Origin of the sequence: Subtercola boreus, from assembly GCF_006716115.1 — a bacterium.
In the GTDB taxonomy this organism is placed as follows: domain Bacteria; phylum Actinomycetota; class Actinomycetes; order Actinomycetales; family Microbacteriaceae; genus Subtercola; species Subtercola boreus.
Genome location: NZ_VFOO01000001.1, coordinates 1,418,656 through 1,439,746, shown reverse-complemented (window position 1 = coordinate 1,439,746; position 21,091 = coordinate 1,418,656). Strand labels below are relative to the sequence as shown.

Genomic DNA, 21,091 nt, shown 5'->3' with positions numbered 1-21,091 from the left:
CCCTGAAGGGCCCAAACTGCCCACCCGATCCACCTCACCAACCCCACCCACCCCGCTCGCAGCATCCACCCCACCCACTGACAATCGGGTGGGCAGTTTGGGCCCCAAAATTGGCCGGGAAGGGCCCAAACTACCCACTCGATTGGGGAGAGAGGCAGACGCGGGGGCGGGCGCGGGCGGGCGGAGCGCGCGGAGCGTGCTGCGCACGGCCGAACGCCGCCGCCGCCGGGTGGAGCGCCTCGAGGCCCGGCGTTTCACGGAGCGGAGCCGCCGACGGCGCGTCACCTGGCTGGTCTCGCTCGGCGCCGTCGCGGCTCTGGTTCTCGTCGTGCTCTTCACGGCTTACTCGCCCGTCTTCGCCGTGCGCTCCATCACCGTGCAGGGCACCTCCCGCCTCGACGCCGCACAGCTGCAGGCGGCCCTCGCCGACCAGGTCGGGCGCCCGCTCGCCCTCGTCGACTTCGGGCGGATGGAGTCCGAGCTCGCCGCCTTCCCTCTCATCCAGAGCTACTCGACGGAGTCGTCCCTCCCGAACACCCTGATCGTGCGCATCGTCGAACGCCAGCCCGTCGGCTCGGTCGCTGTGCCCGCCGGCGGGTTCGACCTCGTCGACCCCGCGGGCGTGGTGATGTCGCACAGCGATGCCCGGCCCGACGGATTTCCCGTGATCGACGTGACGGCATCCGCTGTCGGCAGCCCCGGCTTCCTGGGTGCTGCGGCGGTGCTCCGTTCGATGCCGGCCGACCTGCTGGCGAAGGTCGACACCATCAGCGCCGCGACGCCCGATTCGGTGATGTTCACGCTCGGTGGTGGCGGGCAGAAAGTGGTCTGGGGGAGCGAAGCCAACTCCTCCCTGAAGGCGCTGGTGCTCGACAAGCTGATCGGCACCCAGAACGCCGAGAAGTCGATCACCTACGACGTGTCGAGTCCCGAGAGCCCCGTCGTCTCCGGCTGATCCGACTCTGCGCCTGATCGCGCGCGCCAGTTTTCGGATGCAACATCCGACACGCCAAGCGCGTTACGGCCACCCCGCCGCATCCCGCCTAAGTTGATCACAAGAAATACATACTCAGCATAACATTAACTCTCAACTTGAGCTTGAGACCCGGAGGCCGGACGTGACATCGAACCAGAACTACCTCGCCGTGATCAAAGTGGTCGGCATCGGTGGCGGCGGCGTGAATGCCGTCAACCGGATGATCGAACTCGGCCTTCGCGGAGTCGAATTCATCGCCATCAACACAGACGCCCAGGCGCTGCTGATGAGTGACGCCGATGTGAAGCTCGACGTGGGCCGTGAGCTCACCCGCGGGCTCGGCGCAGGAGCCGACCCCGAGGTCGGCCGGCGCGCCGCCGAAGACCACGCCGAAGAGATCGAGGAGGCCCTTGCCGGAGCCGACATGGTCTTCGTCACCGCCGGTGAGGGTGGTGGCACCGGAACAGGTGGCGCGCCCGTCGTCGCCCGCATCGCCAAGTCGATCGGCGCGCTCACCATCGGTGTCGTCACGAAGCCGTTCGGCTTCGAGGGCAAGCGCCGCATGGCCCAGGCCGAAGACGGTGTCGCGACCCTGAAGAACGAGGTCGACACCCTCATCGTCGTTCCGAACGACCGCCTGCTCGAGATCAGCGACCGCGGCATCAGCATGCTCGAGGCGTTCTCGACGGCCGACCAGGTGCTGCTCGCCGGTGTTCAGGGCATCACCGACCTGATCACCACCCCCGGCCTCATCAACCTCGACTTCGCCGATGTCAAGAGCGTCATGCAGGGTGCAGGATCGGCCCTCATGGGTATCGGGTCGGCACGGGGAGCCGACCGCGCCATCAAGGCCGCCGAGCTGGCCGTCGCCTCACCCCTCCTCGAGGCGAGCATCGAGGGCGCCCACGGCGTTCTGCTGTCCATCCAGGGCGGTTCGAACCTTGGCATCTTCGAGATCAACGACGCCGCGAAGCTCGTCCAGGACGCGGTGCACCCCGAGGCGAACATCATCTTCGGTGCCGTCATCGACGACACCCTGGGCGACGAGGTGCGGGTCACCGTCATCGCCGCGGGCTTCGACACGGCCGAGACGATTGCCGACGCGGCAGCCAAGCGCGGCTTCACCGTGCCGAACGACGCCAGCGACCTCTTCGCCGGAGCCGGTTCGGGTTCGGGTTCGGGATCGGCTTCGGGCGGCAGCGCCTCAGCCGCTGCGCCGCAGACCCGCCGCGATCGCCCCGAGGAACCGCAGTCCTCGGCAGCGTCCTGGGCGCAGAACCCGGAGCACAGCCTCACGGGAACGGCCCAGCTCGACCCGGCGTCCGACGACGACGACTCCGACCTCGACGTCCCCGACTTCCTCAAGTAACTGTCGCGCCAGCAGCACGAGGCAACACCCATCGCCGAGACACCAGCGCCGAACGAGGGCGGGCCAGACCTTCCGGGTCGGCTCGCCCTCGTCCGTGCATCCATCGCCGAGGCGGCACGCGCCTCGGGCCGGAGCGTCGACGAACTGACGCTGATCGTCGTCACGAAGTTCCACGGCATACCCCTCCTCCGCGAACTGGCTGCCCTCGGCGTGACCGACTTCGGCGAGAGCCGGCACCAGGAGGCGCGGGAGAAGGCGGCAGAGCTCGACGGCCTCGGCATCACCTGGCACTTCATCGGGCAGCTGCAGAGCAAGAAGGCCCGGCAGGTCGCCGAATACGCATCGGTCATCCACTCGTTCGACCGGGCCTCGCTCGCCGACCTCCTCGCTTCTGGGGAACGGGCGGCTGAGGGGCGGGCGATCGGATGTTTCGTGCAGGTCAACCTCACGGCCGATCCCGACCGGGGCGGTGTTCTGCCGCAGGATGCCGTGGCCCTCGCCGAGCACATCGGAACGCTCCCCGGGCTCGACCTCCGGGGGGTCATGGGAGTGGCACCGAACGACGGCGATCCGCGCCGGGCCTTCGCGGAGCTTCGGGCCGTGTCGGACGACGTGCGGCGGAGTTTTCCCCGGGCATCCGCCCTCTCCGCGGGTATGTCGAACGACTTCGCCGAAGCCATCGCCGAGGGCGCGACACACCTACGGATCGGTTCCGCAATCACCGGAATCAGGCCCGCGCGCGGTTAATCTCTACGTAGGCACCCGTACATCCAACCCGGAGGAAGACATGGCCAATCCACTACGCAAGACGATGGTCTACCTCGGGCTTGCCGACGAAGAACTCGACTACGACCAGGCGCAGGCGGCCCCTGTCGCACACGTCGCCCACCCGCAGGCGGCCCAGGCCCCGGTGGAACGCGCCGTCGCCCCCGCCCGCGAGCACAGCTCCCGCGCGGATTCGAATCGCCACGAGTCGAACCGCTCGGAGTCGAACGCCGGTCGCGCGCCTGTCACCCCACTCCGTCGAACCACGACTCACACAGAGGCGGCTCCGCTCGAAATGAATGAAATCCTCACCGTCCACCCGAAGCAGTACAAAGATGCGCAGATCATCGCCGAGAGCTTCCGTGAGGGCATCCCCGTCATCATCAACCTGTCGCAGATGACGGATGCCGACGCGCGGAGGCTCATCGATTTCGCAGGTGGCCTCTCGCAGGGCCTCTACGGCAAGATCGAACGGGTCACCAGCAAGGTGTTCCTGCTCTCCCCGGCGCACGTTTCGGTGTCGGGTGAGGCCCAGACCGACACTCGTACAGAATCTTCCTTCTTCGTCCAGTCATAATTGACGGGTGGGTTCACTCGTAGCAATCATCGCGACCGTCGTCTATCTGGCGTTGCTGCTGTTCTTCTTCGTCATGTGGGGCAGGTTCATCCTCGACCTCGTCCGGAGTTTCCAGCGGCAGTGGCGCCCCCAGGGGCCTGTTCTCGTGCTGGCCGAGGTGGCCTACACGGTGACCGACCCGCCGATCAGGTTCTTCCGGCGGCTCATCCCGCCGCTCCGCATCGGGCCCGTCGCCTTCGATTTCGGCTGGACCATCGTGATGCTGCTGGTGATCATCCTGCTCTCCGTCGCCAGTTACGTGCGGGTGATTGCCGGATGATCGGGTGTCGCATGTATCGTAGGTGCTGAAACGCCAAAACGTTCCCTAGACCGTGTCTGGCTCGCTCAGACAGTCACAAGTAATAAAGGTGGAAGAACATGCCGTTAACTCCGGAAGAAGTTGTTAACAAGCGGTTTTCGCAGACCCAGTTTCGGGCCGGATACGACCAGGACGAGGTCGACGACTTCCTCGACGAGGTCGTGGTTGAGCTTCGTCGCCTGATTGCCGAGAACGAAGAGCTGCGCAAGGGCATCGTGCCGAGCGCTGCGCCCGCTGCTGCCGCCAGCGAAGAGGCTGCACCGGCAGAGCCCGCCGCAGAGGTCAGCGAGGAGACGGCCGTCGTCGAGACGATCGACGAGACGCCCGCTCCCGAGCCCGTCGCCGCGGCGCCCGCCGCTGCCGCATCGAGCACGGTGGCAGACCCCGAAGACGCCGCGAGCACGACCAGCCTGCTGCAGCTCGCCCGTCGCCTGCACGACGAGCACGTCAAGGAGGGCGCGGACAAGCGCGCCGCGCTCATCGAGGAAGGCCAGGCCACGGCCAACCGCCTCGTCGCTGAGGCTGAGGCGAAGCAGCGCACCGAACTGGCGAAGCTGAACCAGGAAAAGGCGGGCATCGAGCACCGCATCGACGAGCTCCGCACCTTCGAGAAGGAGTACCGCCAGAAGCTGCGCGGCTACATCGAGGGCCAGCTGCGCGACCTCGATTCCTCCGGCGAGAGCGCTCCGGCGTCCAGCCTCCAGGGCTTTGGAGCCTGAGCACGAGGCGACAGCCCACGCCCCTGACATCGGCGACACCTCACAGGTGACACCGGCCGAGGGCCGACCGAGAACGATCAGTGCTCGCGCACTGGTCGTTCTCGTGCTTGTAGCGGTTGTCGTCCTCGGGGTCGACCAGGGGGCGAAAGCCCTCGTGGTCGCCAATCTGCCCCTGAACGAGTACGTTCCCGTGCTCGGCGATCTGCTGCAGTTCTTCTACGTGACCAATTCGGGTGCTGCCTTCTCGATCGGCAACGCCTACACCTGGATCTTCTCGATCCTCGCCGCCGCCGTCGTGGTCTTCATCGTCTGGTTCGCCCGGCGCATCCGGTCGATCGGCTGGGCCATGGTCTTCGGGCTGCTGCTCGGGGGAGTCCTCGGCAACCTCGTCGACCGGCTGTTCCGTGAGCCGGGGTTCGGCGTCGGCCACGTCGTCGACTTCATCAAGATCCCGATTCTGCCCGCCATCTTCAACCTCGCCGACACGGCCATCTGCGCGGCCATGGTCGTGTTCCTCATCCTGACGATCCGCGGCGTCGGGCTCGACGGTCGGCGCGCCGCGCGAGTGGATGCCGCAGAGAAGACCGACTGACATGGAGTCCCGACAGCTGCCCGTGCCCGACGGTCTCGACGGCCAACGGGTCGATGCGGCGCTGGCGAAGCTGATGGGTTTCTCCCGCAGCTTCGCCGCCGACGTGGTCGAGGCCGGTGGAGTGAGCGTCGACGGACGCGTCGCCGGCAAGTCCGACCGGTTGCGCCGTGACACCTGGCTCGAGGTGAGCTGGGCCCCCAAACAGGAGCTGCGCGTCGAACCGACCCCGGTCGAGAATCTCACGATCATCCACGACGACGACGACATCGTCGTGGTGGACAAGCCGGTCGGCGTCGCCGCGCACCCGTCGGTCGGCTGGACGGGCCCCACAGTGCTCGGCGCCCTCGCCGCCGCGGGCTTCCGCATCTCCACGTCTGGCGCGGCGGAGCGCGCGGGGATCGTGCACCGCCTCGACGCCGGAACCAGCGGGCTGATGGTCGTCGCGAAGAGCGAGGACGCCTACACCTGGCTGAAGCGGCTCTTCCACGACCGCGAGGTCGACAAGATCTACCATGCCGTCGTGCAGGGACACCCGGATCCGCTCGCCGGCACCATCGACGCGCCGATCGGTCGCCACCCGCGCTCGGACTGGAAGTTCGCCGTTGTCGCCTCTGGCAAGCCGAGTGTGACCCACTACGAGACCATCGAGGCCTTCCCGAGCGCGTCACTGCTCGAGATCCACCTCGAGACGGGCCGCACCCACCAGATCCGCGTACACATGGCCGCACAGCGGCACCCCTGCGTGGGGGACGCGATGTACGGCGCCGATCCGACGATCTCGGCCCGGCTGGGGCTCGGCCGGCAGTGGCTTCACGCCCTGAAGCTCGGGTTCGTGCATCCGGCGTCGCGGGAGTACGTGCAGTTCGCGTCGACCTATCCGGCCGACCTGCAGCACGCCCTCGACACGCTGCGGGCCGACTGAATGTCGGCGGGCTCCGGCTAAACTGGTGACCTCAACCCCTAGCTAGTCGGAGAAGATTTGTCACCCGCGGCCGATTCGTTCGTTCATCTCCACGTGCATTCCGAGTACTCGATGCTCGACGGTGCTGCACGTGTGAAACCCCTGATCGAAGCCGCAGTCGAGCAGGGGATGCCCGCGGTTGCCGTCACCGACCACGGTAACGTCTTCGGTGCCTTCGACTTCTGGAAGACGGCGACAGACGCCGGGATCAAGCCGATCATCGGCACCGAGGCCTACATCACGCCGGGTACGCACCGTGGCGACAAGACCCGCGTCAAGTGGGGCGGCCCGAACTCCGGGCGCGACGACGTGTCGGGGTCGGGTGCGTACACGCACATGACGCTCCTCAGCGAGAACACGGCCGGCATGCACAACCTGTTCCGGCTCTCCTCGCGGGCGTCGCTCGAGGGCTACTACTTCAAGCCGAGAATGGATCGCGAGTTGCTCGCGCAGTACTCCAACGGCCTCATCGCGACCACCGGATGCCCGTCGGGTGAGGTTCAGACGCGCCTCCGCCTCGGGCAGTACGACGAGGCGGTGAAGGCGGCATCCGACTACCGCGACATCTTCGGCAGGGAGAACTACTTCGCCGAGATCATGGACCACGGGCTCGGCATCGAACGCCAGATCATGGGTGACCTGCTGCGGCTCGCGAAGCAGCTCGACCTGCCTCTCGTCGCCACGAACGACCTGCACTACACCCACGCCCATGACGCGACATCCCACGCCGCGCTGCTCTGCGTGCAGTCGGGGTCGACGCTCAGCGACCCGAACCGGTTCAAGTTCGACGCCGACGAGTTCTACCTGAAGACCGCGGCGGAGATGCGGCAGATCTTCCGCGATCATCCGGAGGCCTGCGACAACACGCTGCTCATCGCCGAGCGCTGCGAGGTCAAGTTCGACACCTCGGCGAGCTACATGCCGCGCTACCCGGTGCCGGCCGGCGAGACCGAGGACACCTGGTTCATTCAGGAGGTCGAGAAGGGGCTCGTCGACCGCTATCCGCTCGGCATCCCCTCCGACGTGCGCGCCCGCGCCGACTACGAGGTCGGCGTCATCGTGCAGATGGGGTTCCCCGGCTACTTCCTGGTGGTCGCCGACTTCATCAACTGGTCGAAGAACAACGGGATCCGGGTGGGCCCGGGCCGTGGCTCCGGTGCCGGCTCGATGGTCGCGTACGCGATGCGCATCACCGACCTCGACCCGATCCGCCACGGCCTGATCTTCGAGCGGTTCCTGAACCCGGATCGCGTCTCGATGCCCGACTTCGACGTCGACTTCGACGACCGGCGCCGTGGTGAGGTCATCAAGTACGTGACGGAGAAGTACGGCGACGAGCGCGTCGCCCAGATCGTCACCTACGGCACCATCAAGGCCAAGCAGGCGCTGAAGGACTCATCGCGTGTGCTCGGCTTCCCCTTCGGTATGGGGGAGAAGCTCACCAAAGCCATGCCGCCGCCCATCATGGGCAAGGACATCCCGCTCTCCGGGATCTTCGACACCGCGCATCCACGGTTCAAGGAGGCGTCGGATGTGCGCGCCGTCATCGAAGCCGACCCCGAGGCCCGCACGGTGTTCGAGACGGCCGTCGGCATCGAGAACCTGAAGCGCCAGTGGGGCGTGCACGCGGCCGGTGTGATCATGTCGAGCGACCCGCTGATCGACATCATCCCGATCATGAAGCGCGAGCAGGACGGCCAGATCGTCACGCAGTTCGACTACCCGGCCTGCGAGTCGCTCGGACTGATCAAGATGGACTTCCTGGGGCTCCGCAACCTCACGATCATCGACGACGCGCTCGACAACATCGAGTCGAACCGCGGGTTCCGGCCGGTGCTCGAAGAGCTGGAGCTGGATGACGTCCCGGCCTACGAACTGTTGGCCAGGGGGGACACCCTCGGGGTGTTCCAGCTCGATGGCGGGCCCATGCGTGGGCTGCTGCGGCTGATGAAGCCCGACAACTTCGAAGACATCTCGGCCATCCTGGCGCTCTACCGGCCGGGCCCGATGGGCGCCGACTCGCACACCAACTACGCGCTCCGGAAGAACGGGCTGCAACAGGTCACGCCGATCCACCCGGAACTCGAGGAGCCGCTGCGGGAGGTGCTCGGGCAGACCTACGGCCTGATCGTCTACCAGGAGCAGGTCATGTCGATCGCGCAGAAGCTCGGCGGGTTCACGCTCGCCCAGGCCGACCTGCTGCGCCGCGCGATGGGCAAGAAGAAGAAGTCGGAGCTCGACAAGCAGTACGAGGGCTTCTCGAAGGGGATGAACGACAACGGCTACTCGAACGCGGCCGTCAAGACGCTGTGGGACATCCTGCTGCCCTTCTCGGACTACGCGTTCAACAAGGCGCACTCCGCGGCGTACGGCGTCATCTCGTACTGGACCGCGTACCTCAAGGCGCACTACCCAGCCGAGTACATGGCGGCGCTGCTCACGTCGGTGGGGGACTCGAAGGACAAGTCGGCGATCTACCTGAACGAGTGCCGGCGCATGAACATCACGGTGCTGCCGCCGGATGTGAACGAGTCGATCGGCTTCTTCGCGGCCGTCGGCGAGGACATCCGGTTCGGTATGGGCGCGGTGCGGAACGTGGGCTTCTCGGTCGTCGACCACATCATCGAGGCGCGGAAGACGAAGGGAGCCTTCACGTCGTTCCACGACTTCCTGCAGAAGATCCCGCTGGCCGCTGCCAACAAGCGCACGGTCGAGTCGTTGATCAAGGCGGGGGCATTCGACTCGCTCGGCGACACGCGGCGGGCGCTCGTCGAGATCCACGAATCCGCTGTGGAAGCGGCTGTGAGCGAGAAGAGGGCAGAGGCGAACGGCCAGGTCGGCTTCGACTTCGACTCGCTCTGGGATGCCCCGCAGGACAACCGGCAGGTACCCGACCGGCCGGAGTGGTCGAAGCGCGACAAGCTGGCGTTCGAGCGCGACATGCTCGGGCTCTATGTGTCCGATCATCCGCTCGCCGGGCTCGAAGTGGCGCTGGCGAAACACGCGTCGACGACCATCACGGACATGCTGACCAGTGAGCACACCGCCGACGGCGACACGGTGGTGGTCGCCGGGCTGATCACGAACGTGCAGCACCGGGTGGCCCGGAACTCGGGCAACCAGTACGGCTCGATCGTGGTCGAGGACTTCGGCGGCGAGGTCACGGCCATGTTCATGGGCAAGGCGTACCAGGAGTTCTCGCCGGCCCTCACGAACGATTCGATCGTGGTGCTGCGCGGGCGGGTGTCGATCCGGGACGACGGGATGAACCTGCACGCGTTCAGCCTGTTCACGCCAGATCTCGGGAACGCCGACGGGGGAGGGCCGATCGAGATCTCGATGGCCGACGCCCGCGCGACGACGGAGACGGTTCAGGCGCTGAACGACGTGCTGATCAGGCACTCCGGGGACAACGAGGTGCGGCTGAAGCTCCTCAAGGGCGGCACGGCGCGCGTCTTCGAGATCCCGTACCGGGTTCGCGTCACGGCCGATCTCTATGGCGAACTGAAGTCCCTCCTCGGCCCCGCCTGCCTGCTCTGACCCCGTTTTCCCTCGAGCGGGCGATTTGGGCCCCAAAATGGGATTTATGGGGCCCAAATCGCCCACTCGATTGTGGTGGAGGCGCGCGGTGGGCTCCGCAGGCGGGCCGGTAGAATCGGGGGGCCATGATGCAGACCATTGACTTGCGGGGAACGAACCCGTCGCGTGCCGAATTGCTCGACCTCGTACCCCGGGCGGTGACCGACGTCGGGGTCGCGACCGAGGCGGCTTCGGCGCTGATCGAGGCCGTGCGGGCTGAGGGCAGCGCGGCACTCCGCGCGCAGGCGGCCCGGTTCGACGGGGGCGAGGCTCCGAGCATCCGGGTTCCGCAGAGCGAGATCGACGATGCGGTCGCCGCGCTGGCTCCGGATGTACGCTCCGCTCTCGAAGGGGCCATCGGGCGTGTGCGGCAGGCCACGGCTGCGCAGATCCCGCCCGCCGCGTCGACGTCGCTCGGCGACGGGGCGATCGTGGAGCAGCGCTGGCAGCCGGTCGACAGGGTCGGGCTCTACGTGCCCGGCGGCAAAGCGGTCTACCCGTCGAGCGTCGTGATGAACGTGGTGCCGGCGCAGGCCGCCGGAGTGCCGTCGATCGCGCTGGTGTCACCCCCGCAGAAGGAGTTCGGCGGGCGCGTGCACCCGACCATCCTCGGGGCCGCCGGCCTGCTCGGCATCACCGAGGTCTACGCGATGGGTGGAGCGGGGGCGATCGGCGCCCTGGCGTACGGCGTCGCCGACCTCGGGCTCGAGCCCGTGCAGATCATCACCGGCCCGGGCAACGTCTACGTGGCGGCGGCGAAGCGCCTTGTGCGGGGCCGCACCGGTATCGACTCGGAGGCCGGGCCCACCGAGATCCTGATCATCGCCGACCAGACGGCCGACCCCGGTTTTGTGGCCGCAGACCTGGTGAGCCAGGCCGAGCACGACGAACTCGCAGCCGCCGTGCTGGTCACCACCTCCCCCGCATTCGCGGATGAGGTTCGAGTTGAACTTGAAGGTCTGGCCGCGGCGACGCCGCACTCGGCGCGCGTACTCGTTGCGCTGAACGGGCAGCAGTCCGCCGTCGTGCTGGTCGACGACCTCGCCGCGGCCGCCCGCTTCAGCGACGCGTACGGGCCCGAGCACCTGGAGATCCAGACGGCATCAGACGACGAGGTGGTGGCGAGCATCCACAGCGCCGGCGCCATCTTCGTGGGGTCGTACTCGCCGGTGAGCCTCGGGGACTATCTCGCCGGGTCGAACCACGTGCTGCCGACCGGCGGACAGTCGCGGTTCTCGTCGGGCCTCGGGGCGTACACGTTCCTGCGGCCCCAGCAGATCATCCGCTACGACCGCGAGGCGCTCGGCGCGGTGGCGGAGCGCATCCACGCCCTCGCCACGAGCGAGAACCTCCCCGCGCACGCCGAGGCCGTTGCGGCCCGTTTCCCCCGCGACTAGGCCTACTCGGCCCGCGGCGCGCGAGCCCTCGCGCCGGAGCGGTAAACTCGAGGCACCATGTATTGCCCGTACTGCCGGTACCCCGATTCCCGCGTCGTCGACTCACGCACCTCCGACGACGGTGTCGCCATCCGTCGCCGCCGCCAGTGCCCGGACTGCGGTCGCCGCTTCAGCACCACCGAGACGGCCAGCCTCAGCGTCATCAAACGGAGCGGTGTCGTCGTCCCGTTCAGCCGCGAGAAGATCATGAACGGCGTGCGGAAGGCCTGCCAGGGCCGGCCGGTCACCGACTCCGACCTCGCTGTGCTCGCCCAGCGGGTCGAGGAGACCGTGCGATCGACCGGCGCCGCCCAGGTCGAGGCGAACGACATCGGGCTCGCCATCCTGCAGCCGCTCCGCGAGCTCGACGAGGTCGCCTACCTCCGCTTCGCGAGCGTCTACCAGGCCTTCGACTCGCTCGACGACTTCGAGGCGGCGATCACCCTGCTGCGCGTCGAGCACGCCGAGGCTCCGGATGACCGGCAGGGCGGCCCCGCGGCATCCGGAGCCGCGAGCTCCGGTTCGGGGAGCTCCGGTTCGGCGAGCTCGCCGGCCGGCGTCGGCGCCGGCTCCGCCGCGACATCCGGAACCGCGGCCAAGCCCGCCAGCGCGGCCTCGGCCGCCCGGCCCGAGTAGCGGCACCGGTGTACCCCCTCCTCTTCCGGTTCGTGCTGTCGCGGCTCGACCCCGAGCAGGCGCATCACCTCGCGTTCGACGTCATCCGTGCCCTGCCGCGCACGCGCCTCGGGTCCCTCGTGCGACGCTTCACCGCGCCCGACCCGTCTCTGGCCGTGCACACCCTCGGGCTCGACTTCGACTCGCCGTTCGGCGTCGCGGCCGGGTTCGACAAAGACGGGCGCGCCATCGTCGGGCTCGGGATGCTCGGCTTCAGCCACGTCGAGATCGGTACCCTCACGGCCAAGGCGCAGTCCGGCAACGAGCGCCCGCGACTGTTCCGCCTGGTGCCGGACCGCGCCGTGATCAACCGGATGGGCTTCAACAACGGGGGAGCGGGCCCCGCTGCCCTGCGGGTCGCGCGCACGTCTGGCGCCGCCTACCGGCCCATCGTCGGCATCAACATCGGCAAGAGCCGCGTCGTCGACGTGGACGACGCGATCGACGACTACCGCTCGAGCGCTCGCGCGCTCGCCCCCGTCGCCGACTATCTGGTGGTGAACGTCAGCTCGCCGAACACTCCCGGGCTCCGCGGACTCCAGGAGCTCGACAAGCTGGCCCCGCTCCTCACCGCCGTTCGCGAGGAGGCGGGCGCCGTTCCGCTGCTCGTGAAGATCGCCCCCGACCTCAGCGACGACGAGGTGCGCCGCATCGCGGAACTCGCCGTCTCACTCGGGCTCGACGGCATCATCGCCACGAACACCACCATCTCGCGGGAAGGACTCGCCACAGATCCGCAGATCGTCGCTGCGGCCGGCGCGGGGGGACTCTCCGGCCCGCCCGTCGCGACCCGGTCCCTCGAGGTGCTGAAGCTGGTGCGTTCCGTCGTTCCCGCGGACCTCTGTGTGATCTCGGTCGGCGGCATCGAGACGGCGGATGACGCAGCCGAACGCCTCGCCGCCGGTGCCACCCTCGTGCAGGGCTACACCGGGTTCCTCTACCGAGGCCCGCTCTGGGCCCGCCAGGTCAACCGCGGCCTCGCCGCGCTCCGCGCCGCCCACTGAAGCTCCGCCGCGCACAGCGCGCTCTACGCTGCTCCCGGGCCCGGCACGACTTGCGCTACCGTTTGTCGCTTCCGCGCCTGCGCGCGCACCAGCGGATGCGACAAACGTGCGCGGATGCGACGGAAGCAGCGACGCGGCTCAGCTGGGGCGCTGGCCGCGCTTGACCTGCGGCTTCGGCAGCCGCATCGGGCGCAGCTGCAGGGCGCGCATCGCGCCGTACCAGCGCAGGCCCCGGTCGAGAGTGCCGTACTTCGCACGCAGCAGCTTGTTGATGCGGTTGCCCATCAGCACGATGTCGAGCGCGACGATGATCACGAAGGCGTAGAGCACGAGCGTCAGGTAGGTCTGGATCTGCGGGTTCGGAACGAGCTGCAGCAGGATGATGCCGAACACGGCGGGGATCACGATCTCGCCGATGCTGAACCGCGAGTCCACGTAGTCGCGCACGAATCGCTTCTGCACGCCCCGGTCGCGGGCGAGCAGGTACTTCTCCTCGCCGGCGGCCATACCGATGCGGGCACGCTCACGCTCGGCCGACGTCTGGCTCTTCGCCTGCCGGGCCGCCTCTTTGCGGTCGCTCGGCACGAGCGGGCGCTTCCGCGCAGCCTCCTGCTCCCGGCGGGTGGGTGTCGGCGCGCCCTTGCCCGAACCGGCCTGGCGCTGCTGCGCGGCGGCGTGGGCCGCGACCTGCTCGGCGGTCTCGGTCGGGGCGGCGGGGGTGGGGCGCTTGAACACAGTCAGTCCTTGAGTCTCGCGGGCAGTGGATGCTGCCTGCCTTCTAAGATTACCCGTATGACCGAGCAACAGGGCACGTCCGACCGCCAAGACACAGCATCCAGCGAGCGGGAGGAGGGCATCCGGAGCTTCCTGGCCGGTGCCCTGCCGGCGACGATCGCCGGCCTCACCGACCTGGTGCGCATCCCGAGCGTCTCGTGGAGCGCCTTCGACCCCGCCCACGTCGCCGCCAGCGCGAAGGCCGTCGCCGCCCTGTTCGAAGCGACGGGAGTCTTCGACGCCGTCCACATCAAGCAGGCCGTCGCCGACCCGCAGAGCGGTGAACTCGGCCAGCCCGCCGTGCTCGCCACCCGCCGGGCCCGGAACGGCCGGCCCACGGTGCTGCTCTACGCGCACCACGACGTGCAGCCGCCCGGCGACGACGCCGACTGGGACTCGCCCCCCTTCGAGCCGACCGTGCGCGGCGACCGCCTCTATGGGCGGGGCGCGGCCGACGACAAGGCCGGCGTCGTCTCGCACCTCGCCGCAGTGCGCGCGCTCGCGCACGAATACGGCGACGACCTCGACCTCGGCCTCGTGCTCTTCATCGAGGGCGAGGAGGAGTTCGGCTCCCGGTCGTTCGCCGACTTCCTCGAACAGAACCGCGTCGCCCTGGCGTCCGACGTGATCATCGTCGCCGACTCCGACAACTGGAACGTCGACACTCCCTCCCTCACCATCAGCCTGCGCGGCAACGTCACCTTCAAGCTCACGGTCGAAACGCTCGAACACGCCTCGCACTCCGGGATGTTCGGGGGAGCCGCTCCCGACGCGATGATGGCCATGGTGCGCCTCCTCTCGACGCTCCACGGGCCCGACGGCAGCGTCGCGGTCGAGGGCCTCACGGAGTCGGGCGAGACGGTGCCCGACAGCCCGGACGCGATCGCCGACTTCACCCGCGACGCGGCGCTGCTGCCCGGGGTCACTCCGATCGGCAGCGGGCCACTGCTGGCACGGCTCTGGGCGAAGCCCGCCATCACGATCACCGGCATCGACGCCCCGAGCGTCGCGAACGCCTCGAACACCCTGTTGCCGAAGGTCTCCGTGCGCCTGAGCGCGCGCATCGCCCCGGGGCAGGATGCCCGGGAGGCGCTGGCAGCGCTCGAAGCGCATGTGCACGCGAACGTGCCCTTCGGCGCCCACGTCGAGATCAGCGACACCGACGGCGGCCAGCCCTTCCTCGTCGACACCAGCGGGTGGGCGGTGACCGCAGCGAAGAAGGCGATGGCCGACGGCTGGGGCGTCGAACCCATGGAGACCGGGATCGGCGGCTCGATCCCGTTCATCGCCGATCTGGTGCGGGTGTTCCCCGACGCGCAGATCCTCGTGACCGGCGTCGAAGACCCCGACACCCGGGCCCACAGCCCCAATGAGTCTCTGCACCTCGGTGTCTTCAAGCGCGCCATCCTCACCGAGGCGCTGCTGCTCTCGCGCCTGGCGGAGAACCGGATTCCGGAGTAGCCGGGCGCCCCGTTCCGGAATAGAACGCCCTGTTCGCAGGTTCTCGGTTTAGTATTCTTCTCAAACCCACCGACTCACCACTAAGGAGACGTCATGAGCGACACCATCTCACTCACCCCGCAGGTCGAGGCGCCCGCCCACAAGGTCGGTCTGACCGACGGTGCCGCAGCGAAGGTGAAGAGCCTGCTCGGCCAGGAGGGTCGCGACGACCTGCGTCTCCGCGTCGCTGTGCAGCCGGGTGGATGCTCGGGGCTCATCTACCAGCTCTACTTCGACGAGCGCCAGCTCGACGGTGACGGCGTGGTCGACTTCGACGGCGTCGAGGTCATCGTCGACAAGATGAGCGTGCCGTACCTCGATGGCGCGACGATCGACTTCGAGGACACCATCCAGAAGCAGGGGTTCACCATCGACAACCCGAACGCCGGCGGCAGCTGCGCGTGCGGCGACTCCTTCCACTAGAGGGCCTGCAACCCGCCTGCCGAGGCAACTCGGCAAAAAATTTCTACGCTGAGTAGAATCGCTCAGCTTTAGCCCCCGAGGCCCGTCATCTGGCGGATCTCGGGGGTTTTTTCGTGCTCTGGGCATGCCCAGACACACCTGCCAGCTGTGCTGCCGCAAACATTCAGCCGAGATTCGACACATTAGGCTAGGCAGGGTCAAATACACTTGACACAAGTATCGCCAGCAGTAGTTCCGAAGGGTTTCAGGTGCGCTCGAAAAGACGTCTCAGATGGGTCGCCATTCCCGTGATGGTGAGCATGGGCCTGCTTCTGGCGGGCTGCTCCCAGCAGCAGCTCCAGGGCTTCCTCCCGGGAGAACAGGGCACCACGAACAACACCGACAAGGTCACCGGCCTCTGGGTGACGTCGTGGCTCGTACTGCTCGCCGTGGGTGTCATCACCTGGGGCCTCACGATCTGGGCGGTCGTCGTGTTCCGCCGCCGTCGCGGCCAGACCGGGCTTCCGGTGCAGTTGCGCTACAACATGCCCATCGAGATCTTCTACACGGTGGTTCCACTGATCCTCGTGCTCGGCTTCTTCGCCTTCACCGCGAAGGACCAGGCGGAGATCGAGCAGCCCTACTCCGCTCCCGACGAGGTCATCTCGGTCTACGGCAAGCAGTGGGCCTGGGACTTCAACTACGTCAACCAGAACGTCTACACCGCGGGAGTCCAGGCCCAGGCCGACCCCGCCGACCCCAACGGATCGCTCGTCGAGAGCGAGATCCCGACCCTGGTCCTCCCGGTGGACAAGAAGATCACCATCGAGCTCCACGCCCGCGACGTCATCCACTCCTTCTGGGTCATCGACTTCCTGTACAAGAAGGACATGATCCCCGGCAAGACGAACTACATGTACGTCACGCCGGAGCGCATCGGCACCTTCGCCGGCAAGTGCGCGGAGCTGTGCGGCGAGTACCACTCCGACATGCTCTTCAACGTGAAGGTCGTGTCGCAGGCCGACTACGACGCCTACACGAAGTCTCTTGCCGACCAGGGTTTCACCGGTCAGCTGGGCGACGACTACAACCGCAACACCAACCTTCCCGGCAAGGTCTCGCCCCTGGCAGAGACCTCGTCCGAGACTTCGAAGTAGAAGGCGACGATGAGCACACTGACTGCGCCGAGAATCACGCCCGTCGAGCGTAAGGGCAACGTTCTGGTCAAGTGGATCACCTCCACGGACCACAAGACGATCGGGTACATGTACCTGATCTCGTCGTTCATCTACTTCTGCCTCGGCGGAGTCATGGCCCTGGTCATCCGGGCCCAGCTCTTCGAGCCGGGTGCGGAACTGCTGGCCACGAAAGACCAGTACAACCAGCTGTTCACCATGCACGGCACGATCATGCTGCTGATGTTCGCCACCCCGCTCTTCGCCGGGTTCGCGAACGTGCTCATGCCGCTGCAGATCGGTGCTCCGGATGTCGCGTTCCCCCGTCTGAACGCGTTCGCCTACTGGCTCTACAGCTTCGGTTCGCTCATCGTCGTCGCCGGCTTCCTCACCCCGCAGGGTGCCGCGTCGTTCGGCTGGTTCGCCTATGCGCCGCTGTCGAGTACGACCTTCACTCCCGGTGACGGAGGCAACCTCTGGGTCTTCGGGCTTGTGCTCTCGGGCTTCGGTACGATCCTCGGTGGTGTGAACTTCATCACGACGATCATCACGATGCGCGCCCCCGGCATGACGATGTTCCGTATGCCGATCTTCACCTGGAACGTGCTGGTCACGTCCATCCTCGTGCTGATGGCCTTCCCGGTTCTGGCGGCGGCGCTCAGCGCCCTGGGTATAGACAGGGTGTTCGACGGGCACATCTATGACGCGGCGAATGGCGGTGTACTGCTCTGGCAGCACCTGTTCTGGTTCTTCGGGCATCCGGAGGTCTACATCATCGCGCTGCCGTTCTTCGGCATCATCTCCGAAGTTCTCCCGGTGTTCAGCCGCAAACCCATCTTCGGATACAAGACTCTCGTCTACGCGACGATCTCCATCGCGGCCCTCTCGGTCACGGTGTGGGCTCACCACATGTATGTCACCGGATCGGTTCTACTGCCGTTCTTCGCCCTGATGACGATGCTCATCGCGGTACCGACGGGCGTGAAGATCTTCAACTGGGTCGGAACGATGTGGCGAGGCTCCGTCACCTTCGAGACCCCGATGATGTGGGCGATCGGCTTCCTGATCACGTTCACCTTCGGTGGACTGACCGGTGTGATCCTCGCGTCGCCGCCGCTCGACTTCCACGTCTCGGACTCCTACTTCGTCGTCGCCCACTTCCACTACGTGGTGTTCGGCACCGTCGTGTTCGCGATGTTCTCGGGCTTCTACTTCTGGTGGCCCAAGTGGACCGGCAAGATGCTCAACGAGAAGCTCGGCCAGTGGCACTTCTGGTTGCTGTTCATCGGCTTCCACACCACGTTCCTCATCCAGCACTGGCTCGGCGTGGTGGGTATGCCCCGCCGTTACGCGAGCTACTCGCCGGCCGACGGGTTCACCTGGATGAACCAGCTCTCGACCGTGGGTGCCTTCCTGCTGGCCTCGTCGATGATCCCGTTCTTCCTGAACGTGTACATCACGGCACGGAACGCTCCGAAGGTGACCGTCAACGACCCGTGGGGTTACGGCCGGTCACTGGAGTGGGCGACATCCTGCCCGCCGCCCCGGCACAACTTCACGTCGATCCCGCGTATCCGTTCGGAGTCGCCGGCCTTCGACCTGAACCACCCCGAGGCCGGGATCCCGGTCGGAGTGGGCCCCGCGAAGGACGCCCCCGATGCGCCGACCTACGACATCGACCAGGAGAAGGTGAAATAGCATGCGCGCCAATATCAACGTCTTCTGGATCCTGTCGGGCTTCTTCCTCCTGGCCGACGCGATCTATGTGCTCTGGTCGCTGGTCTCGTACGGTGAAGTGGAATGGGTCGGCACACTCGGCATCGCCCTCGGAGCCGTGCTCGCCGCCTTCATCGCGTTCTACCTCGGTCGCGTTCACAGTGCCCAGGGCGGCGAGCTGCCCGAGGACCTCACGAACTCGAACATCGACGACGGCGACCCCGAGATGGGTTTCTACAGCCCCTGGAGCTGGTGGCCGGTCATCCTCGCCGGTTCCGCGGCGGTCTTCTTCCTCGGTCTGGCCGTCGGAACATGGATCTGTTTCATCGGTGTGGCGATGATCCTGATTGCGATCGTCGGCTGGACCTACGAGTACTACCGGGGCTTCTTCGCCCGCTAGACACTCGCACAGCACGTGAGAAGGACCCTCCCGCATCCGCGGTGAGGGTCCTTCTTCGTTGGGCGTGGCTGACGGTGGTGGGTGTGGCAGGATCGAACGGTGAGTGATGACGAGCATCCTGTCGCGGAAGTTTCTTCGCCGGCAGTCGACCCGGGGGTGACTGCCCCGGAGGTGACTGCCCCGAAGACGACGGCTGAGCAACGTGAGGCCCGCGCTGAGGAGACGCTCCGTCGCATCTTCGCCGGCGGGGATCTCGGTGCCGAGGCAACCGCCCTGTCGAACGACTTCACCGACGAGTACACCGGCCGTCTTCGCGCGGGGCTCCGTCGGATGTTCCGTCGCCCCGGTCGGCAGCGCTAGGGAACCGGCAGCACGTCGACGGCGTATGCCGCATCGCGGATGGCGCCGTTGTTCGTGGCGGTGAACCCGATCGTCACGGGTCCCGGATGCGCGGGGTCGGGTGTATAAGTCGCGATTCCTGAGTCGGGGTCGAGGTCGCTCACGGTGCCGTACTCCGGTTGGTCGGTAATGCGGTAGTGGAGTCCGTCGATCTGGCGCCAGCCGTCGGCCGGGGTGATCCAGCAGGTGAGCTGGAGGCGCACCGGCGTGAGCGCGTCTGTCGTTGTACCGCCGTTTGCGCAGCCAGGCACGATGTCGGTGATGTGGATGCTCAGCCGCAGTTCGGGGGAGGGCAGTCCGAACGAGTCCGTGGTCTGCACGGTCACGTGGTCGGTGTAGTCGCCGTGGATCACGTCGATCGACTGGTAGTGAAGGTTTCCCGCTGCGTCGAACCACGCGCCGCCCATGGCGCCCTGGTCGGTCACGACGGACGTGAGGTGGTCACCACTCTCCATCGCGTGCTGGTCGACGTCGACGTCGCTGAACAGCCTGCTCGCCGGAACGACCGTGTCGACCCCACGGACCGCCTGGACGGGAGTTGCCGCGGTGCTCGGCTGCGGTGCGGGCGCGTACCGGTTGCGGATGGCGAGGGAGAACGGCAGCGAGTACGTACCGTTCGCGGCGACGGCCCACACCTCTGCCGACACATAGGTGCCCTGCGCCTCCGCTGTAGCGCTGTAGACCACCGCACCGTCGCCCATCCGGGCAGTCGGGATGCCCAGCGACAGGTCGGAGTAGATCGTGCTCACCTCGAGCCGCACCGGCTCCTTCCCGGGTGCCGCCTCGCAGTCCACATCGTCCACGCTGATGATGGTCGTCGAACCGTATCCGCCGTCTTTCATCGTGTTCGAGCAGACAGGCACCTGCCGTTCGTCGGGACGAACCGGGGGAGCTGTCGAGAGCGGCGCCGAAGCACTCTTGACGGGTTTGGGGGTGGCAAAGGTGCAGAAGAAGTAGTTCTCGTGCGAGACACACGCCGAGAAGGCACCGCTGGTGAGGCCGAAGAGGCCGCGCGCTATATCGCCGGGTGAGGAGGTCGGTGTCTGGCTGAACACGATCGTGTAGGCGAAGGTGCTGGCCTGGCCGGCGGTGTCGACGGAGGTGACGGGAGTGACGACGGCGATCTTCTTGAGGTCGTGGGCATTCTCGATCTTCACCGTCACGAAGCTGTCGCCGTCGCTGCCGTGCTGCACCACCTGGAAGGCGATGGGCTTGACCGGGTCGGGTTTCCCCGCCCGCAGGTTGCGGGTCGTGACCGTCTCGGTCGTAGTCACCTTGTCTCCGCCGCCCGAGCTGTCGCCGCCTTTGTCGGAGCCGCCGCCGGAGGAGCTTCGTTCGCCATCGGTCATGCCGCCGAACTGTGTTCGGATCTTGGCGGGCGTCTTGTCTTCGGTGTCGGGATAGATGCTTCCTGAGTCGATCGGGGGCGCTGGCTCGATGATGACCAGAGTTCCGGGGTCGCGCGGGGTTGACCCCGCCCCTGTTCCCCCGGCCGGCTCGGGCAGCTCGACTCCGGGATGTGTGCCTGGTTCGACACCGCCGTGCGGGTCGTCGTCGGCCGCGTATGCCGGTTGGGTGAAGCCCAAAGATACAAGCACGAGGCAAGATGCAAATATCACGAGAGTGTTCCGGGAATTCATTCGGTGACCTCTTCCATCCAGTGGAGTGAGACAAACCTGCGTCTCACTTCACTGGATACAGAAGAGGGCACACC

At 67.1% G+C, this 21,091-nt stretch carries 19 protein-coding genes and 1 pseudogene; 18 read left to right on the top strand and 2 right to left on the bottom strand.

What is annotated here, in order from left to right; translation table 11 throughout:
• Positions 1–142 precede the first annotated feature (142 nt).
• The 12 genes and pseudogenes from FB464_RS06715 to FB464_RS06660 all read left to right on the top strand — a co-directional run bounded on the left by FB464_RS06715 (position 143) and on the right by FB464_RS06660 (position 13,011).
• Positions 143–955 carry an FtsQ-type POTRA domain-containing protein gene (locus FB464_RS06715; RefSeq protein ID WP_170151901.1) on the top strand — a complete coding sequence of 271 codons (813 nt, stop codon included), beginning with the start codon at positions 143–145 and terminating at the stop codon, positions 953–955.
• A 163-nt stretch (positions 956–1,118) separates the two neighbouring features.
• Positions 1,119–2,345: a cell division protein FtsZ gene (ftsZ, locus tag FB464_RS06710; protein ID WP_116414551.1), complete on the top strand. Its 1,227-nt coding sequence runs from the start codon at positions 1,119–1,121 to the stop codon at positions 2,343–2,345.
• Positions 2,346–2,375: 30 nt separating this feature from the next.
• Entirely contained in the window at positions 2,376–3,092 is a 717-nt protein-coding gene (locus FB464_RS06705; protein ID WP_116414552.1) for a YggS family pyridoxal phosphate-dependent enzyme, read from the top strand.
• Positions 3,093–3,132: 40 nt separating this feature from the next.
• Complete coding sequence (locus FB464_RS06700) at positions 3,133–3,687, top strand: cell division protein SepF (RefSeq protein ID WP_116414553.1); 555 nt, start codon at positions 3,133–3,135, stop codon at positions 3,685–3,687.
• Positions 3,688–3,694: 7 nt separating this feature from the next.
• Complete coding sequence (locus FB464_RS06695) at positions 3,695–4,006, top strand: YggT family protein (protein ID WP_281279742.1); 312 nt, start codon at positions 3,695–3,697, stop codon at positions 4,004–4,006.
• A gap of 98 nt (positions 4,007–4,104) precedes the next feature.
• Positions 4,105–4,764, top strand: a complete 660-nt coding sequence (locus FB464_RS06690; protein WP_116414554.1) for a DivIVA domain-containing protein — start codon at positions 4,105–4,107, stop codon at positions 4,762–4,764.
• Positions 4,754–5,356 (top strand): signal peptidase II, encoded by a 603-nt coding sequence (gene lspA, locus FB464_RS06685; protein ID WP_246092956.1) that lies wholly within the window; start codon positions 4,754–4,756, stop codon positions 5,354–5,356. The genes FB464_RS06690 and lspA overlap by 11 nt, the downstream gene beginning before the upstream one ends.
• A gap of 1 nt (position 5,357) precedes the next feature.
• A complete protein-coding gene (locus FB464_RS06680) occupies positions 5,358–6,278 on the top strand; it encodes an RluA family pseudouridine synthase (RefSeq protein ID WP_116414555.1) in 921 nt (306 codons plus the stop codon).
• A gap of 111 nt (positions 6,279–6,389) precedes the next feature.
• Entirely contained in the window at positions 6,390–9,857 is a 3,468-nt protein-coding gene (dnaE, locus tag FB464_RS06675; RefSeq protein WP_116416549.1) for a DNA polymerase III subunit alpha, read from the top strand.
• A gap of 125 nt (positions 9,858–9,982) precedes the next feature.
• Positions 9,983–11,293 carry a histidinol dehydrogenase gene (hisD, locus tag FB464_RS06670; protein ID WP_116414556.1) on the top strand — a complete coding sequence of 437 codons (1,311 nt, stop codon included), beginning with the start codon at positions 9,983–9,985 and terminating at the stop codon, positions 11,291–11,293.
• A gap of 57 nt (positions 11,294–11,350) precedes the next feature.
• Positions 11,351–11,809 (top strand): annotated as a pseudogene (nrdR, locus tag FB464_RS06665) (transcriptional regulator NrdR); the annotation flags it as partial.
• A gap of 167 nt (positions 11,810–11,976) precedes the next feature.
• Positions 11,977–13,011, top strand: coding sequence for a quinone-dependent dihydroorotate dehydrogenase (locus FB464_RS06660; protein WP_116414558.1), 1,035 nt, complete (start codon positions 11,977–11,979; stop codon positions 13,009–13,011).
• Between the two features lie 138 nt (positions 13,012–13,149).
• On the opposite strand, the gene FB464_RS06655 is transcribed toward FB464_RS06660, so the two are convergent.
• Positions 13,150–13,746: a DUF3043 domain-containing protein gene (locus tag FB464_RS06655; protein WP_116414559.1), complete on the bottom strand. Its 597-nt coding sequence runs from the start codon at positions 13,744–13,746 to the stop codon at positions 13,150–13,152.
• A gap of 57 nt (positions 13,747–13,803) precedes the next feature.
• Between FB464_RS06655 and FB464_RS06650 the strand changes: the two genes are divergently transcribed.
• The 6 genes from FB464_RS06650 (at position 13,804) to FB464_RS06625 (ending at position 19,338) form a co-directional block, all read left to right on the top strand.
• Positions 13,804–15,246 (top strand): dipeptidase, encoded by a 1,443-nt coding sequence (locus tag FB464_RS06650; protein WP_116414560.1) that lies wholly within the window; start codon positions 13,804–13,806, stop codon positions 15,244–15,246.
• Between the two features lie 93 nt (positions 15,247–15,339).
• Entirely contained in the window at positions 15,340–15,708 is a 369-nt protein-coding gene (locus FB464_RS06645) for a HesB/IscA family protein (protein ID WP_104243474.1), read from the top strand.
• A 248-nt stretch (positions 15,709–15,956) separates the two neighbouring features.
• Positions 15,957–16,844 (top strand): aa3-type cytochrome oxidase subunit II, encoded by an 888-nt coding sequence (gene ctaC, locus FB464_RS06640; protein WP_211327359.1) that lies wholly within the window; start codon positions 15,957–15,959, stop codon positions 16,842–16,844.
• Positions 16,845–16,853: 9 nt separating this feature from the next.
• Positions 16,854–18,560, top strand: coding sequence for an aa3-type cytochrome oxidase subunit I (ctaD, locus tag FB464_RS06635; protein ID WP_116414562.1), 1,707 nt, complete (start codon positions 16,854–16,856; stop codon positions 18,558–18,560).
• 1 nt (position 18,561) lies between these two features.
• A complete protein-coding gene (locus tag FB464_RS06630) occupies positions 18,562–18,978 on the top strand; it encodes a cytochrome c oxidase subunit 4 (protein WP_116414563.1) in 417 nt (138 codons plus the stop codon).
• Positions 18,979–19,077: 99 nt separating this feature from the next.
• On the top strand, positions 19,078–19,338 hold the full coding sequence (locus FB464_RS06625; protein ID WP_142206629.1) for a hypothetical protein: 261 nt from the start codon (positions 19,078–19,080) through the stop codon (positions 19,336–19,338).
• Here the strand turns inward: FB464_RS06625 and FB464_RS06620 are convergent.
• Positions 19,335–20,996 carry a hypothetical protein gene (locus FB464_RS06620; protein ID WP_142206628.1) on the bottom strand — a complete coding sequence of 554 codons (1,662 nt, stop codon included), beginning with the start codon at positions 20,994–20,996 and terminating at the stop codon, positions 19,335–19,337. The genes FB464_RS06625 and FB464_RS06620 overlap by 4 nt on opposite strands.
• Positions 20,997–21,091 lie beyond the last annotated feature (95 nt).

Coding starts and splice junctions, on each gene's coding strand:
- FB464_RS06700 (WP_116414553.1), top strand. CDS start 3,133: ATGGCCAATCCACTACGCAAGACGATGGTCTACCTCGGGCTTGCCGAC.
- FB464_RS06690 (WP_116414554.1), top strand. CDS start 4,105: ATGCCGTTAACTCCGGAAGAAGTTGTTAACAAGCGGTTTTCGCAGACC.
- FB464_RS06680 (WP_116414555.1), top strand. CDS start 5,358: ATGGAGTCCCGACAGCTGCCCGTGCCCGACGGTCTCGACGGCCAACGG.
- dnaE (WP_116416549.1), top strand. CDS start 6,390: ATGCTCGACGGTGCTGCACGTGTGAAACCCCTGATCGAAGCCGCAGTC.
- hisD (WP_116414556.1), top strand. CDS start 9,983: ATGATGCAGACCATTGACTTGCGGGGAACGAACCCGTCGCGTGCCGAA.
- FB464_RS06650 (WP_116414560.1), top strand. CDS start 13,804: ATGACCGAGCAACAGGGCACGTCCGACCGCCAAGACACAGCATCCAGC.
- FB464_RS06645 (WP_104243474.1), top strand. CDS start 15,340: ATGAGCGACACCATCTCACTCACCCCGCAGGTCGAGGCGCCCGCCCAC.
- ctaD (WP_116414562.1), top strand. CDS start 16,854: ATGAGCACACTGACTGCGCCGAGAATCACGCCCGTCGAGCGTAAGGGC.
- FB464_RS06630 (WP_116414563.1), top strand. CDS start 18,562: ATGCGCGCCAATATCAACGTCTTCTGGATCCTGTCGGGCTTCTTCCTC.